The following is a 15,262-nucleotide window of genomic DNA, read 5'->3' as shown; positions in this document are numbered from 1 at the left end:
CTCGACATCGATGACCGAACCGTTCGGTCAATAACCAGGCACGACTTGACGCGCCCCCGAAGAAGCCGCAGGTTATTTTGACCGAACGGTTCGGTCAAGCGTGACGGTGTCACGGTGCGGAGCGGGATGATGGCTCAGGGTGCGGCGCTGGAGCGGGGTCAGGCCCAGCACGAGGGCGACAAGCGGCAGCAGATCCTCGAGGGCGCGCGGACGGTGTTCCTGGCGGCGGGGTTCGACGGGGCCAGCATGGGCGAGATCGCCCGGGCGGCCGGGGTCTCGAAGGGCACGCTCTACGTCTACTTCGAGAACAAGGAGGACCTGTTCGAGGCGCTGGCGATCCAGGAGAAGGCCAGCCTCGCCGAGGCCCTGTTCACCCTGGACGCGGACGATCCCGACGTGCCGGGCGTCCTGACGCGGCTCGGAAGCAGCTTCCTGACCGAGATGTGCCGGCCGGCGCACGTCTCGCTGGTCCGCATGGTCATCGGCGCGAGCGAGAAGTTTCCGCGCTTCGGGCAGGTCTACTATCAGGCCGGTCCGGCCCGCGGCGTCGAGCGCCTCTCGCGCTACCTCGACGCGCAGGTCCAGGCGGGGCGCCTGACGATCGCCGACACCGAGCTCGCGGCCCGGCACTTCCTGCATCTCTGCCAGGCGGGTCTGCTGACCCGCCTGCTGTTCGCGGCGGGCGGCATCGCCGGCGAGGCCGAGATGCGCCATCAGGTCGACGAGGCAGTCCGGGTGTTCCTGGCCGGGTACGGCCCCGCGCGCTGAGGCGCAGCTCAGGCGGGAAACGTCGTTGCGAGCGCGGCGAAGCGATCCAGCGGCGCGACGCTCGCAGAATGTTGCGCCGCCCTGGGTTGCTTCGCCGCGCTCGCAATGACCGGGTTTAGCCGGCGGCGCGCAGCTCCGGCAGGGCCTCGGCGCTCCAGATCCGCACGTGGGCATCGATGGCGAGCGCCTCGTCGACGTCGGCGGGCGCGGTCCGGTACCGGCCGGCGAAGTGCGCGCAGGCGCGCTCGACCAGATCGCTGATCCCGTAGAAGCCGATCCGGCCGGCGATGAAGGCCGCCACCGCGATCTCGTTGGCCGCGTTCATCACGGTCGGCGCCGCACCGCCCGCCGCCAGCGCCGCGCGGGCGATCCGCAGGCACGGGAAGCGCGCCTCGTCCGCGGCCTCGAAGGTGAGCGATCCGAGCTTCACGAGGTCGAGGGGCCGGCCCCGCTGGATCGTGAGCCGGTCACCGAGGCCGAGGCAGTGCGAGATCGGCACGCGCATGTCGGGCAGCGCCAGCTCGGCGGTCACGGCGCCGTCCAGCCAGTAGACCATCCCGTGGATCACCGATTGCGGGTGCACCACGACGTCGAGCCGCTCGGGCTCGATGCCGAACAGGTGGTGCGCCTCGATCAGCTCGAGCCCCTTGTTCATCAGGCTCGCCGAATCGATGTTGATCTTCATCCCCATCGACCAGGTCGGATGGGCGGCGGCCTCGGCCGCGGAGGCGGCGGCGATCCGCTCGCGGCTCCAGGTCCGGAACGGGCCGCCCGAGGCCGTGATCATCATGGTGCGGACGTCGGCGAGCGGCCGGCCGGCCAGCGCCTGGCTCAGCGCGTCGTGCTCGGAATCCATCGGCAGGATCGTGGCGCCGTAGCGGGCGGCGTCGCGCATGAAGGCGTCGCCGGCGCAGACGAGGCTCTCCTTGTTGGCGAGGGCGACCTTGCGGCCGAGCCGAAGGGCCGCGTGGGTCGATCTCAGCCCGGCCGCCCCGCTCACGGCCGCCACGACGATGTCGGCGTCGCGGGCGGCGGCCTCCATGACGGCCGCCTCCCCCGCCCCGCTCGGGATGCCGGAGCCCGACAGGGCCTCGGCCAGCGCAGGGCCCGCGGCCTCGTCGGCGAGCGCCGCGAAGGAGGCGTTGAGCTCGCGGGCGACCTTGGCCAGGGCGACGGGATCCTTGCCGCCCACCAGGGCGCCGACGCGGAACCGGTCGGCGTGCTGGGCCAGGAGGTCGGCGGTGGAGCGGCCGATCGAGCCGGTGGCGCCGAAGACGGTGACGACCTGGGTCACGGGTTCAACTCCCTCATCGTCACGGGATCAGACCGCCGCCGCGCAGGGCGAGATAGACGGCCGCCAGCACGGCGACCGCGAAGAATCCGTCGAGCCTGTCCATGACGCCGCCGTGGCCGGGGATGATCTTCCCCGAATCCTTGACGCCGTAGCGGCGCTTCAGGCCGGATTCGATCAGGTCGCCCGCCTGACTCAGGACCGAGGCCAGCGCGCTCACGCCCGCCACCACCGGGAGGGAGGCGGCGCTGGGCAGGGTCGTGCCGGCGAGGTCGGCGACCACCGGGACCAGCGTCCCGGCGGCGACCGCGCCGACGAGGCCGCCGAGGGCGCCCGACCACGTCTTGTTGGGCGAGACCCGCGGCATCAGCTTGGGGCCGCCGATCTTCCGACCGGCGAAGTAGGCCGCGATGTCGGTGGACCAGACCACCGCGAACATCCAGGCCGGCCCGACGAGGCCGATGGCAGGATCGTCGCGCAGGGCCACCGGCACCGCCGCGATCGCCGCCGCGCCGAGCACGCCGAGGAAGGCGCGGAGCCGGCCCCGGCCGGTCCGCGCCACCGTGGCGCAGGCCGCGGCGCCGAGCAGCAGGACCGCGAGGCAGGCCGGCGTCGGGGCGCCGCCGCGCTGGCAGAGCAGCAGGGCGCCGAGCGTCGCCGCGCCCAGCGCGATCAGCACCTCGCGGGGCTCCGTGCGGCTCATCACCATCCACTCGGCGAAGCCGACGATGCCGGCGGCGAGCCAGATCCCCGCGAAGGGCCAGCCGCCATAGACGAGCGCGGCCAGCACGCCGGCCCCGAGCACGAGGCCCGAGGCGACGCGCAGCCACAGCTCGCGCCGCCCCGAGGGACGCGCGGCCGGTGCGGCGGCGGAGGTCACGCGCGTCCCGTCTCTCGCCTCAGACCTGCATGATCTCCTTCTCCTTGGAGGCCAGCACGCCGTCGATCTCGGCGATGTACTGGTCGGTCGCCTTCTGAACGTCGGTGGCCTGACGCTTCTCGTCATCCTCCGAGATGGCGCTGTCCTTCAGGAGCTTCTTGAGGTGGTCGAGGCCGTCCCGGCGCACGTGGCGCACGGCGACGCGGGCCTCCTCGGTGTACTTGTGGGCGACCTTGACCATCTCCTTGCGGCGCTGCTCGTTCATCTCGGGGATGCGGAGCCGGATGGTCTGCCCCTCGGTCTGCGGGTTGAGGCCGAGGTCGGATTCGCGGATCGCCTTCTCGACGGCCGTGACCATGCTGCGGTCCCAGACCGAGATCGACAGGAGCCGCGGCTCCGGCACGCTGACGGTGGCGACCTGGGCCATCGGCATCATCGAGCCGTAGGCGTCGACCTGGATCGGGTCGAGGAGCGACGGCGTCGCGCGCCCGGTGCGCAGCGAGCCGAGATCCTTCGAGAGCGAGGCGACGGCGCCCTGCATGCGGCGCTTGATGTCGTTGAGATCGAATTCCGGTGTGGCCATGAGGGTCGTCCCGAGACGTCTGACGTGGTCTTGAGCCCGGCGCGGGCAGTCGCGGCCTCAATGGACGAATTTTTTCAGGGCCGCAAACGGTCGCGACCCCGATCGTGCCGCGTGTCAGGGCGCCACGAGGGTCGAGGGCGCGTCGCCCGACAGGATCGCGGCGATCGAGCTCGGCGGGTGGAGCGAGCCGACCACGATCGACAGGCGGCTCTCCCGGGCCAGCGCGAAGGCGGCGGTGTCCATCACCTTGAGGTCGCGGGCGATCGCCTCGTCGTGGGTGATGCGGTCGTAGCGCGTGGCGCTCGGATCCTTCTTCGGATCCGCCGAGTAGACGCCGTCCACCTGCGTCGCCTTGAGAACCGCGTCGCAGCGCAGCTCGGCGGCGCGCAGCACCGCGGCGGTGTCGGTGGTGAAGAACGGGTTGCCGGTGCCGCCGGCGAGGACGACAACCTGGCCCTTGTCCAGATGGTGCAGCGCCGGCTGGCGGGCGTAGGTCTCGCAGATGGTCGGCATCGACACCGCCGACATGGTCCGCGCCTGGACGCCCGCGGCGTTGAGCGCCGTCTCGATCGCCAGCGAGTTCATCACCGTGGCCATCATGCCGAGGGAATCCCCGGTCGCCCGGTCGATCCAGCCGGCCGCGGAGATCCGCGCCCCGCGGATCATGTTGCCGCCGCCCACCACGATGGCGATCTCGGCACCCGCCTCGATCGTGCGGGCGATGTCCTCGGCGAGCGCCGCCAGGGTCGGCGGATGCAACCAGTAGCCGTCCGGAGCGGCGAGCGCCTCGCCCGACAGCTTCACGAGGATACGGCGAAACGGCGTCGTCTCCGGCATCTGGGCCCCCGGCTCCATCCCGCATCGCGCAAGCGGGGAGGCTTCTACGTCAACCGCCCGAGCGCCGTCGAGAGGCCCGGCACCGATACGGCGGGGATCGTGGGCCGAAATGCTACCGGCGCGCGAGCGACGTGCGAGAGACGGGCGCCCGGGGAGGACGTCTGCGCCGCCGGCGCGGTCCGAATCCGGAGCGCCGGCGCCGGCTCTCAGCTGCCGGCGAGGACGCCGACGGCGCCGAAGACGGTCATGGCGAGGCCGGAGGCGAACACGCCGATCATGAGGTAGGAGAAGGGTTTCAGAGCCATGCCGGGAACGTAGAGCGGCGCCGCGAGGCGGGGCGTGCGGCGCAACACGGCCCGGCGTGGATCGATCCCGCGACTCCGGAAACGCGAAGCCCCGCCCGGCTCGTGCCGGACGGGGCTGGTCACGCGCGAGCCCGGCAGGCCGGGCGCTCGCGCTCGAACTCAGGCGCGGCCGGCCTGCTGGGCGACCTCGGTGGCGAAGTCCGGACCCTCTTCCTTCTCGATGCCGTCGCCCAGCGCGTAGCGGACGAAGCCCGTCAGGGTCACGGAGCCGCCGACCTTGGAGCCGGCCTCCTTGAGGACCTGGCTCACCGTTTTGGAGCCGTCGTGCACGAAGGGCTGCTCCAGGAGGGTGACCTCCTTGTAGTAGCTCTTCAGGCCGCTCTCGATGATCTTGGCGAGGACGTGGTCCGGCTTGCCGGCGTTCTTCTCGCGCAGGATGTTCGTCTCGCGCTCCACCGTGGCGGCGTCGACGCCCGAGGCGTCCAGCGCCACCGGGTTGGTCGCCGCGATGTGCATGGCGATCTGGCGGCCCAGCGCCGAGAGCGCGTCGACGTCGCCCTCGGACTCGAGCGCCACGAGCACGCCGATCTTGCCGAGGCCCTCGGAGATCTGGTTGTGCACGTAGGAGGCGATGACGCCCTTCTTGACCTCGAGCTTGGTGACCCGGCGCAGGTTCATGTTCTCGCCGATGGTGGCGATCAGGGCCTGCAGCTTCTCCGAGACGGTCTCGGTGGCGCCCGGGAAGTGGGCGGTCTGGAGACCCTCCAGCGTGCCGTCGGTGTTCAGGGCGATCTTGGCGGCTTCGCGGGCGAAGGCCTGGAAGGCGTCGTTGCGGGCAACGAAGTCGGTCTCGGAGTTCACCTCGACCACGGCGGCGTGGTGGCCGGCGGACTCGACGGCGACGAGGCCCTCGGCGGCGACGCGGCCGGCCTTCTTGGCGGCCTTGGCGAGACCCTTCTTGCGCAGCCAGTCGACGGCGGCCTCGATGTCGCCCTGCGTCTCGTTGAGCGCGCCCTTGCAGTCCATCATGCCGGCGCCGGTCTTCTCCCGGAGCTCCTTCACCATCGCGGCGGTGATGTTGGCCATGGCGGTCCCTTTCGTGTGGTCTGGATGCGAGAGGCCCGGCGCGCGGGTGAGCGGCCGGGCCCGGTATGCCTGGATTCGCGACGGCCCGATGACGGTGCCGCCGCGAAGCCCCGTTGGATCAGGCCGCGGCGGCGGCCTCGACGAAGCCGCGGGCCTGGGAGACCCACGAATCGCGGTCGATGCGGCCGTTGAGCTTCAGGTCGGCATCGACCTTGGCGACGTCCTCGGGGGTCATCGCGGCGAGCTGCCAGTAGTGGTAGATGCCGGCGTCGTTGAGCTTCTGCACGATCTGCGGGCCGGCGCCGTTCAGCTTGGTCAGGTCGTCCGGCGCGCCGCGCGGGGCGGCGAGCAGCTCGAAGTGCTCGGTCGACTCGGCGAGCATCGCCACGTCGGCCGGGTCGAGGGCGTCGGACTCGACCGTGACGGCCGCGTCGTCGTTCGCCGGCAGCTCCTCGGCCATCGGCTCCTCGGAGGCGCCGAGGTCCATGCCCGACGAGCCCTGGGCGCGCGAGATGCCGTCGATGGCGGCCTTGGCGATCAGGTCGCAGTACAGCGCGATCGCGCGGCCGGCGTCGTCGTTGGCCGGGACGATGTAGCTGATGCCGTCCGGGTTGCAGTTGGTGTCGACGATGGCGGCGACCGGGATGCCGAGGCGGTTCGCCTCCTTGATCGCCAGCTGCTCCTTGTTGGTGTCGATCACGAACAGCAGGTCCGGCACGCCGCCCATGTCCTTGATGCCCCCGAGCGCCTTCTCGAGCTTCTCCTTCTCGCGGGAGAGCATCAGGCGCTCCTTCTTGGTCAGGCCCGGGCCGCCGGTCTCCAGCGTCTCGGTGACCTTGCGCAGGCGCGAGATCGAGCCCGAGATGGTCTTCCAGTTGGTGAGCATGCCGCCCAGCCAGCGGGAGTTGACGTAGTACTGGGCCGACCGCTTGGCCGCCTCGGCGATCGTGTCGGCCGCCTGGCGCTTGGTGCCGACGAACAGCACGCGGCCGCCCTTGGCGACGGTGTCGCTCACCGCCTGCAGCGCCTGGTGCATCGCCGGCACGGTCTGGGCGAGGTCGATGATGTGGATGTTGTTGCGCGTACCGAAGATGTACGGCTGCATCTTCGGGTTCCAGCGGTGCGCCTGGTGACCGAAATGCGCGCCCGCCTCGAGGAGCTGACGCATAGAGAAATCGACGGCCATGTCTTTGTGCTCTCCGGTTATATCCGCCGCGGAGGGATGCGGCCGGCCGAGATCTCGGACGACCACCGGAAACGCCTCATTCAGGCATGAGGCCGGCTCCGCGTGTGGGATGGGCGGGCGCTTAGCAGAGGGCGGGTTCGAAGGCAAGAAGCGGCGGGGCGGCGCGGGCCATCCCTCGATCACAGCCTGCGCTCAGAGCACTTGCACCGCGCGGGCGCGCCTCGCGACAGTTCGGACCGTGGCGGCGGTCGCCTTCGACACCCTGACATTCGCCCGGACTCTCCGGGAGAGAGCCAAGCTGTCCCCGGAACAGGCGGAGGGCTTGGCCGATGCCATGGCGGAAGCGCTGCAGGGCGATCGCGTTACGAAGGCGGATCCGCGCGTCGAGCTGGCGGATACGCGGTCCGAAATCGTGCGCTGGGTGGCGGGCTCGATCGGCTTCCAGACACTCGCTGTCATCGGCGCGGTCGTCGCCCTCGCCCGGGCTCTGCACTGACAGGCGCGCAGCCCGGATCACCCGCCCGCGAACACCGCCGCCACGTCCTCGGCCGTCATCACCCGGTGCGCGCCCGCCGGCAGGTCCGCCGGCAGAGCGAGGCCGCCGACCCGGTCCCGGTGCAGCGCCGCGACGTGGTTGCCGACGGCCGCGAACATCCGGCGGACCTGGTGGTACCGGCCCTCCGTCAGGGTCACCGCGCAGCGGGTCGCGTCCTCGACGTCGAGCCGCACCGGCAGGAGCGGGCGCTCCTCGCCCTCTAGGACGAGCGTGCCCGCGGCGAACACCTCCGCCTCGCGGCCGGTCAGCGGCCGGTCGAGGGTCACGCGGTAGCGCTTCGCCACCTGCGCCTTCGGGCTGATGATCCGGTGCAGCAGCGCCCCGTCGTCGGTCAGCAGCAGCAGGCCCGAGGTCTCCTTGTCGAGGCGTCCCACCGTGGAGAGCGGCGGGTCGCGGCGGCGCCAGCGCTCGGGGAGGAGCCCGTAGACCAGCGGGCCGGCCTCCTTGTGCGAGCAGGTCACGCCCAGCGGCTTGTGCAGCATCAGGCACAGGCCGGGGAGCGGGTCGAGGGATTCGCCGTCGACGGTGAGGCGCTCCGGCAGGTCCGGCGCGAGGGCGACCCGGTCGCCGGCATCCGCGAGTTCAGCCCCGTCGAGGCGGATCGCGCCGGCGCGGGCGAGGGCCTGGATCTCGCGGCGCGAGCCGTAGCCGAGATTGGCGAGGAGCTTGTCCAGGCGGACGGATCTCGCCGCGCTCATGGAAGCGGCGCCCTCACCGGCGGGCCTCGTAGACCCGGTAGCCGTTCGCCTGGACGGCCACCGCGACGTGCCGGAACGCCTCGCGCAGGCTCGCCTCGTAGGGCAGGTGCGCGTTGGCCACGAGCCACAGCGCCCCCCCGGGGCGCAGGGCCTCGGCCGCCCGCGCGATGAACGCCCGGCCGAGCGCCTGATCCTCGCTCCCGCCCTCGTGGAACGGCGGGTTCGTGACGACGAAGTCGAGGTTTTCCGGCACCGCGCCGGACGCGCGGATATCGGCCCAGAGGATCGTCGCGCGCGGATCGGCGACGTTGCGGCGCGCCATCTCGACGGCGCGCCGATCGATCTCCAGCAGGGTCAGGGCGGTCACGGCCTCGGACCCCAGGACGGCCCGCGAAAGGATCCCGAGGCCGCAGCCGAAATCGGCGCCGCGGCCCTTGAGGGCGGGGAGGTTCGCCAGGAGCAGCGCCGTGCCGGGATCGAGCCGGTCCCACGAGAAGATGCCGGGCTGCGTGCACAGGGCGAGGTTGTCGACGTGGCGCGGGCCGCCCTCGTCGATCGCCTCGGCGACGCCGGCGAGGTCGGTCGGGCGCTCCGCCGTGCAGATCCGGTGATGCCGGCGCGGCTGGTCGGCGGCGGCGCAGCCGAAGGTCGTCAGTTCCTTGGCCAGGCGGGTTCCGCCGCGATCCTTGGGCGCCAAGGCGACCATGCGGCCGCCGGGCCCGAGGGCGCGCAGCACCTGGGCCAGCACGTAGCGCCGCTCGACCGTTCCGGGCGGCGCCAGCACGGTGGCCGCGTCGAGGCTGTTCTCGGACAGGTCCTCCAGCCGCGCGGCGCCGGGAATCAACGGGGAGAGCTGGACGGCGTCGCCCGGGACCTCGGCGAGGTCCACCGGCGGCAGGCCGTAGACGGCATGGCGCATAGACAATTCGGGATTTGGAGTGCCGAATCCGGAACGCGAATCCGCGGCGGAGCGGGGTAAACCCGCGCCCGACTCGGTTCATCCGGGGGGAACACCGCGTTTATACCGGAACCCGCCGGGAAGCCCAGCCTCCCGCGCGCGACCCGGCGCGTCAGCCTCGCGGGAATTCCAGGCCCATCTCGCGGTAGCGGGCCGGATCGTCGGCCCAGTTCTCCCGCACCTTCACGTGCAGGAACAGGTGGACCTTGGCGTCGGCCGCCTCGGCGATCTCGATCCGGGCCGCCTGCCCGATCGACCGGATGGTCTGGCCGCCCTTGCCGAGCACGATCGAGCGCTGGCTCTCCCGCTCGACGAAGATCGTCTGCTCGATCCGCACGGAGCCGTCGGGCCGGATCTGCCACTGGTCGGTCTCCACCGTGGAGCGGTAGGGCAGCTCCTCGTGCAGCCGGTCGTAGATCTTCTCGCGGGTGATCTCGGCGGCGAGCATGCGCAGGGGCGCGTCCGAGACCTGATCCTCCGGATAGAGCCAGGGCCCCGGCGGCATGCGGGCGGCCAGCGCCCGGCGCAGGTCGGCGACGCCGTCGCCGTTCAGCGCCGAGATCATGAAGGTCTCGGCGAAGGGCGCGGCGGCGTTGAGCTTCGCGGCGAGATCGAGGAGCCGCTCGCGCGGGATCAGGTCGATCTTGTTGAGGATCAGCAGCTTCTCGCGCTTCACCTCGCCGAGCCGGCCGAGCACCGCCTCCACCTCCGCGTCGACGCCCTTGCGCGCGTCGACCAGCAGGCAGACGGCGTCGGCGTCGGCGGCGCCGCTCCAGGCCGAGTGCACCATCGCGCGGTCGAGGCGGCGCTTGGGCGCGAAGATGCCGGGGGTGTCGACCAGGACGACCTGGGCCGACCCCTCGATGAGGATGCCCCGCACCAGGGCCCGGGTCGTCTGCACCTTGCGCGAGACGATCGAGACCTTGGTGCCGACGAGGTTGTTGAGCAGGGTCGACTTGCCGGCATTCGGCACGCCGATCAGCGCCACGAAGCCGGCCCGCGCGTCGGCGGGCGTGCCGGGAAGGGTGGACGGGTCGCGCGCGGGCTCCCGGGCCGGCGCGCTGTCGGGCCCGTCCCGCTCGTCGTGATCGTCCTGCTCGTGCGCGCTCATGCTGTCTCCGTCGGCTCCGCATCCGCGGAGGCCCCGATTCCCTCCCGCTCCATCAGCGCCCGGGCGGCGGCCTGCTCGGCGATCCGCTTCGACGTGCCGTCACCGAGGCCGGGCTCGAGGCCCTCGACCTGCACGGCGATGCGGAACCGGGGCGCGTGGTCGGGACCGGTGCGCTCCACCACCGCGTAGGTGGGGATCGGCAGGCTGCGGCCCATGGCCCATTCCTGCAAGGCGGATTTGGCGTCGCGGCCCCGGGCCGCCGCGGTCGGCTCGCCGGGGCGGAAATGGGTCTCGACCACCGCCCGGGCGGCGTCGAACCCGGCGTCGAGGTAGATCGCGCCCAGGATCGCCTCGCAGACGTCGGCGAGGATCGTCTGGTTGCGCCGGCCGCCGCCCATGACCTCGCCCTGGCCGAGAATCAGGTGCGGGCCGACCTCCCAGGAGGCGGCCACGGCCGCGCAGGTCTCGCGCCGGACGAGGGCGGCGAGGCGCCGGGAGAGGTCGCCCTCGTCGGCCTCCGGGAAGGCGCCGTAGAGCCGGTCGGCGACCGCGAGCCCGAGCACCCGGTCGCCGAGGAATTCCAGGCGCTGGTAGCTGCCGCCCCGGCCGCTCGCCTTGCTGGTGTGGGTCAGCGCGCGGGTGAGCAGGTCCTGATCGCCGAAGCTGTGCCCGATCCGCTCCTCGAGCGCGGTCAGGGGCGGGCGCGGCTTGTGGGCCCGCCGGGATCGGGCGTTCGCCCGGGGCTGCGCGGCGTCGTCCAAGTCCGGGCCGGTCAATGGATCGTCGTGAACAGGCGCGACCAGCGCACGTGGGCCGGCCAGTTCCAGACCTGCCACGCCGGCGTGCCCTCGTCGATCGAGAAGAAGATCATCTCGGCGCGCCCGACCAGGTTGGCGAAGGGCACGTAGCCGACATTGGCGAGATCGCGCGAATCGGTGGAGTTGTCGCGGTTGTCGCCCATCATGAAAAAGTGACCGGGCGGGACCGTGTACAGCTCGGTCTTGTCCCAGAATCCGTTGTCGCCGTCGCGCTCGATCACCCGGTGGACCACGCCGTTGGGCAGGGTCTCCAGGTACTGGGGCACCTTGGTCGGCTGGCCGTAGGGGTCGGTGGTCTCGTAGTCGGCGATCCGCTCGCGCTTGACCGCCTTGCCGTTGATGTTGAGCACGCCGTCGATCATCTGGATCTTGTCGCCCGGCAGGCCGATCACGCGCTTGATGTAGTCGGTCGAGTTGTCCTTGGGCAGCTTGAACACCGCGATGTCGCCGCGCTTCGGGTCGGCTCCCCAGATCCGGCCGTCGGCCTGGATCGGAATGTATTCCGAGAGAGGCAGCGAATACTTGGAATAGCCGTAGGAATATTTCGACACGAACAGGTAGTCACCGATCAGCAGCGTCGGCACCAGAGAGCCCGAAGGGATGTTGAACGGCTGGAACAGGAGCGTCCGCACCACCAGGGCGATCAGCAGCGCCTGGATGCCGACCTTCAGCGTCTCGCGGATGCTGGCCCAGGTGCCGGTCTCGGCGGGTTTCCTGAGCGGCTTGCCGTCGTAATCCACGCGCGCGTTCCGTCTTCGGTTGAGGTGCATCGCCCGCGCTCAGCGGGGCGCGGCCCCGCCGCGCGCGGCCTGATGTGCGGTTGTCCCGAGGAATGCGCCGCAATCGTGTCCGCCGTGTCCGGCGGTCTAGACCATGCGCGAGCCCCCCGCAACGCGCGACCGCCGCTGGCTAATCCGCGACGCCGGCCTCAACCGGCGACAGGGACCGGCAAGGCCTCGATGATCACGAAGGCCTGCGCCATCGGCGGATCGTCCGTGAGGCTCACGTGCAGGCGCGCCGCGTGCCCCGCCGGCAGCAGTTCCGCGAGCCGCTCCGCCGCGCCGCCCGCGAGCCGCAGGGTCGGCTGGCCGGAGGGCAGGTTCACCACCTCCATGTCGCGCCAGAAGACGCCGGCGCTGAGGCCGGTGCCGAGCGCCTTGGCGCAGGCTTCCTTGGCGGCGAAGCGGCGGGCGTAGCCCTCGGCGCGGGCGGCCCGCCGGTCGCAGCGGGCCCGCTCCCCGTCGGTGAAGACCCGGTGGGTGAAGCGCGCGCCGTGCCGCTCCAGGGTCCGGGCGATCCGGCGGATGTCGCAGAGATCCGAGCCGATCCCGACGATCATGGGTGCCGCGCCCGGTCCATGGCGGCCCGCATGTCGCGCACCGCCCGGTCGAGTCCCACGAAGATCGCGTCGGCGATCAGGGAATGGCCGATGTTCAGCTCCCGGATCTGCGGCAGGGCCGCCACCGGGCCGACGCTGCCGAGGGTGAGCCCGTGGCCCGCGTGGATCTCGAGGCCGAGGCCGGCGCCGTGCTCCGCCGCGCGCCGGATGCGGGCGAGCTCGCGCGCGGTCCGGGCGTCGTCGTCCTCCAGAGCCGCCTCGCAGTAGCTGCCGGTGTGCAGCTCGACCACCGGCGCCCCGAGGGCGCGGGCGGCGTCCATGATCGCGGGCTCGGGCTCGACGAACAGCGAGACGCGGATGCCGGCCTCCGCGAGGGCCCGGATGCGCGGCGCCAGGTGCTCCCGGCCGCCGACGATGTCGAGGCCGCCCTCGGTGGTGCGCTCCTCGCGCTTCTCCGGGACGAGGCAGGCGGCGTGCGGGCGGGTGTCCAGCGCGATCGCCACCATCTCGTCGGTGGCGGCCATCTCGAAGTTGAGCGGCACGGACAGGCCGCGCTTGAGCGCCGCGATGTCGGTGTCGCGGATGTGGCGCCGGTCCTCGCGGAGATGCGCGGTGATCCCGTCGGCGCCCGCCTCGACGGCGAGCAGGGCCGCGCGCACCGGGTCCGGGTAGTCGCCGCCGCGGGCGTTGCGGACGGTCGCGACGTGATCGATGTTGACGCCCAGGCGCAGTTTCTCGGAGGTCATCCGCTCGTTCGTCCCCGTGTCGGCGCGGTGCGACAGGCATACCGGCGGGGTCCGGAGGGCGCGGCGCGCCCTCACCCCGTGCCGGCGATATGCGGAGGATCGCGCGCGCCGGCAAGACGCCCGGGGCCCGCGGCGTCACGGGACCGGGACGCGGGCGGCCTCCGGCGGCCGGCCCGCTTCTCGAGGAGCCGGTGCGGCCCGCCCGGTCAGGCGAGCCGCAGGCGCGACCGGCTGTCCTTCCGCTCGGGCAGTGTGTCGAGGGCGGTCCGGACGATAGTTTTGGCGTCGAGGCCGGCCTCGGCGTACATCTTCTCCGGGCTGTCGTGGTCCTGGTAGGCGTCCGGCAGCGTCATGGTCCGCACCCGCACGCCGCCCGCGTCCAGCGCGCCGCGCTCGGCCAGCAGGTGCAGCACCATCGCGCCGAACCCGCCCCGCGAGCCCTCCTCCACCGTGATCAGCACCTCGTGGTCGCGCGCCAGATCCAGGATCAGCGCCTCGTCCAGCGGCTTGGCGAACCGCGCGTCCGCCACCGTCACCGCCACGCCCTGCTCGGCCAGCGCGTCCGCCGCCTTCAAGGCCTCCGCCAGCCGCGTGCCGAGCGACAGGAGCGCCACCCGCGCCTCCGCGTCCCGGCGCACCACCCGGCCCTTGCCGATCGCCAGGACCTCGCCCCGCTCCGGAAGCTCGACGCCCACCCCCTCGCCGCGCGGGTAGCGCAGCGCGATCGGGCCCGTGTCGTGGGCGTGGGCGGTCGCCACCATGTGCACCAGCTCGGCCTCGTCGGCCGCCGCCATCACGGTCATGTTCGGCAGGCAGCACAGGTACGCCAGGTCGAACGCGCCCGCGTGCGTCGCCCCGTCCGCGCCGACCAGGCCCGCCCGGTCCAGGCAGAACCGCACGGGCAGGTTCTGCAGCGCCACGTCGTGCACCACCTGGTCGTAGGCCCGCTGCAGGAAGGTCGAGTAGATCGCCACGAACGGCCGGTAGCCCTCGGTCGCCAGGCCGCCCGCGAACGTCACCGCGTGCTGCTCGGCGATGCCGACGTCGAAGGTCTTGTCCGGGTGCGCCTTGCCGAACAGGTCGATGCCGGTCCCGCCCGGCATGGCGGCGGTGATCGCCACGACCTTGTCGTCGGCGTCGGCCGCCTTGATCAGGCTCTCGCCGAACACCCGCGTGTAGGCCGGCGCGTTCGGCTTGGCCTTGGCCTGGATCCCTGAGACCACGTCGAACTTGACCACGCCGTGGTAGCGGTCGGCCGAGGCCTCGGCCGGCGCGTAGCCCTTGCCCTTCTGGGTGACGACGTGGAGCAGGATCGGGCCGTGCTCGGCGTCGCGGACGTTCTTGAGCACCGGCAGCAGGTGGTCGAGGTTGTGCCCGTCGACCGGGCCGACGTAGTGGAAGCCCATCTCCTCGAACATGGTGCCGCCGCCGACCACCAGCGAGCGGGCGTACTCCTCGGCCGCGGCGGCGCGCTGGTAGAGCGCCTTGGGCAGGAGCTTGCCGAGCTGCTTGGCGGTCTCGCGCAGGGACTGGTAGGCGCCGCCCGACGCCAGCCTTGCGAGGTAGGCCGACATGGCGCCGACGGGGGGCGCGATCGACATGTCGTTGTCGTTGAGGATGACGATCAGGCGCGAGTGCAGGGCGCCGGCGTTGTTGAGGGCCTCGTAGGCCATGCCGGCCGACATCGAGCCGTCGCCGATCACCGCGATGGCGTTGCGGCGCTTCTGCGCGCCGCCCTTCTGCTTGGCGGTGGCGTTGTCGAGGTCGCGGGCGACCGCCATGCCCAGCGCGGCCGAGATCGAGGTCGAGGAGTGGGCGGCGCCGAAGGGATCGTAGACGCTCTCGCTCCGCTTGGTGAAGCCCGACAGGCCGCCGCCCTGGCGCAGCGTGCGGATCCGGTCGCGGCGCTCGGTGAGGATCTTGTGCGGGTAGCACTGGTGACCGACGTCCCAGACGATGCGGTCGTCGGGGGTGTCGAACACGTGGTGCAGCGCCACCGTCAGCTCGACCACGCCCAGCCCCGAGCCGAGATGGCCGCCGGTGATCGAGACCGCGTCGATCATCTCGGCGCGCACCGCGTCCGCCACCGCCTGAAGCTCC

17 protein-coding genes are annotated in these 15,262 nt (G+C 72.2%); 2 read left to right on the top strand and 15 right to left on the bottom strand.

The window, feature by feature from the left end; translation table 11 throughout:
- Window positions 1-129: 129 nt before the first annotated feature.
- Window positions 130-768: a TetR/AcrR family transcriptional regulator gene (locus ACTJK8_RS08510; RefSeq protein ID WP_012320383.1), complete on the top strand. Its 639-nt coding sequence runs from the start codon at window positions 130-132 to the stop codon at window positions 766-768.
- A gap of 115 nt (window positions 769-883) precedes the next feature.
- Here the strand turns inward: ACTJK8_RS08510 and dxr are convergent, their stop codons facing one another.
- From dxr to ACTJK8_RS08475, 7 genes are all read right to left on the bottom strand, one after another.
- Window positions 884-2,062, bottom strand: coding sequence for a 1-deoxy-D-xylulose-5-phosphate reductoisomerase (gene dxr, locus ACTJK8_RS08505; protein ID WP_116656592.1), 1,179 nt, complete (start codon window positions 2,060-2,062; stop codon window positions 884-886).
- A gap of 19 nt (window positions 2,063-2,081) precedes the next feature.
- A complete protein-coding gene (locus tag ACTJK8_RS08500; RefSeq protein WP_012320385.1) occupies window positions 2,082-2,939 on the bottom strand; it encodes a phosphatidate cytidylyltransferase in 858 nt (285 codons plus the stop codon).
- A 19-nt stretch (window positions 2,940-2,958) separates the two neighbouring features.
- Window positions 2,959-3,522: a ribosome recycling factor gene (gene frr, locus ACTJK8_RS08495; RefSeq protein ID WP_012320386.1), complete on the bottom strand. Its 564-nt coding sequence runs from the start codon at window positions 3,520-3,522 to the stop codon at window positions 2,959-2,961.
- A gap of 114 nt (window positions 3,523-3,636) precedes the next feature.
- Window positions 3,637-4,359, bottom strand: a complete 723-nt coding sequence (gene pyrH / locus ACTJK8_RS08490) for a UMP kinase (RefSeq protein ID WP_024829306.1) — start codon at window positions 4,357-4,359, stop codon at window positions 3,637-3,639.
- 206 nt (window positions 4,360-4,565) lie between these two features.
- Complete coding sequence (locus tag ACTJK8_RS08485; RefSeq protein ID WP_209735471.1) at window positions 4,566-4,712, bottom strand: hypothetical protein; 147 nt, start codon at window positions 4,710-4,712, stop codon at window positions 4,566-4,568.
- Between the two features lie 111 nt (window positions 4,713-4,823).
- Window positions 4,824-5,750 (bottom strand): translation elongation factor Ts, encoded by a 927-nt coding sequence (gene tsf, locus ACTJK8_RS08480; RefSeq protein WP_440761788.1) that lies wholly within the window; start codon window positions 5,748-5,750, stop codon window positions 4,824-4,826.
- Between the two features lie 118 nt (window positions 5,751-5,868).
- Window positions 5,869-6,936: a 30S ribosomal protein S2 gene (locus ACTJK8_RS08475; protein WP_012320390.1), complete on the bottom strand. Its 1,068-nt coding sequence runs from the start codon at window positions 6,934-6,936 to the stop codon at window positions 5,869-5,871.
- 238 nt (window positions 6,937-7,174) lie between these two features.
- Here ACTJK8_RS08475 and ACTJK8_RS08470 point away from each other — a divergent pair, with 238 nt between their 5' ends.
- Window positions 7,175-7,432 carry a hypothetical protein gene (locus ACTJK8_RS08470; protein ID WP_029360749.1) on the top strand — a complete coding sequence of 86 codons (258 nt, stop codon included), beginning with the start codon at window positions 7,175-7,177 and terminating at the stop codon, window positions 7,430-7,432.
- Window positions 7,433-7,449: 17 nt separating this feature from the next.
- Here the strand turns inward: ACTJK8_RS08470 and ACTJK8_RS08465 are convergent, their stop codons facing one another.
- The 8 genes from ACTJK8_RS08465 to dxs all read right to left on the bottom strand — a co-directional run.
- The gene (locus tag ACTJK8_RS08465; protein WP_012320392.1) at window positions 7,450-8,190 is read right to left on the bottom strand and encodes a pseudouridine synthase; all 741 of its coding nucleotides are present in this window, start codon (window positions 8,188-8,190) and stop codon (window positions 7,450-7,452) included.
- Window positions 8,191-8,203: 13 nt separating this feature from the next.
- The gene (locus ACTJK8_RS08460; RefSeq protein WP_012320393.1) at window positions 8,204-9,109 is read right to left on the bottom strand and encodes a class I SAM-dependent methyltransferase; all 906 of its coding nucleotides are present in this window, start codon (window positions 9,107-9,109) and stop codon (window positions 8,204-8,206) included.
- Window positions 9,110-9,260: 151 nt separating this feature from the next.
- Complete coding sequence (gene era, locus ACTJK8_RS08455; RefSeq protein ID WP_012320394.1) at window positions 9,261-10,259, bottom strand: GTPase Era; 999 nt, start codon at window positions 10,257-10,259, stop codon at window positions 9,261-9,263.
- Entirely contained in the window at window positions 10,256-11,035 is a 780-nt protein-coding gene (gene rnc / locus ACTJK8_RS08450) for a ribonuclease III (protein ID WP_012320395.1), read from the bottom strand. Before rnc ends, era begins: the two co-directional genes overlap by 4 nt.
- Window positions 11,032-11,847, bottom strand: a complete 816-nt coding sequence (gene lepB, locus ACTJK8_RS08445; protein WP_012320396.1) for a signal peptidase I — start codon at window positions 11,845-11,847, stop codon at window positions 11,032-11,034. Before lepB ends, rnc begins: the two co-directional genes overlap by 4 nt.
- Before the next feature lie 158 nt (window positions 11,848-12,005).
- A complete protein-coding gene (gene acpS / locus ACTJK8_RS08440; protein ID WP_440761787.1) occupies window positions 12,006-12,416 on the bottom strand; it encodes a holo-ACP synthase in 411 nt (136 codons plus the stop codon).
- On the bottom strand, window positions 12,413-13,162 hold the full coding sequence (locus tag ACTJK8_RS08435; RefSeq protein ID WP_024829303.1) for a pyridoxine 5'-phosphate synthase: 750 nt from the start codon (window positions 13,160-13,162) through the stop codon (window positions 12,413-12,415). The genes acpS and ACTJK8_RS08435 overlap by 4 nt, the downstream gene beginning before the upstream one ends.
- A gap of 206 nt (window positions 13,163-13,368) precedes the next feature.
- Window positions 13,369-15,262 (bottom strand): 1-deoxy-D-xylulose-5-phosphate synthase (gene dxs / locus ACTJK8_RS08430; RefSeq protein ID WP_440761786.1); only part of this gene is annotated, 1,894 nt, incomplete at its 5' end.

The organism is Methylobacterium sp. 22177, from assembly GCF_052045615.1.
GTDB lineage: Bacteria > Pseudomonadota > Alphaproteobacteria > Rhizobiales > Beijerinckiaceae > Methylobacterium > Methylobacterium radiotolerans.
This window is presented reverse-complemented; position numbering and strand designations above follow the sequence as displayed.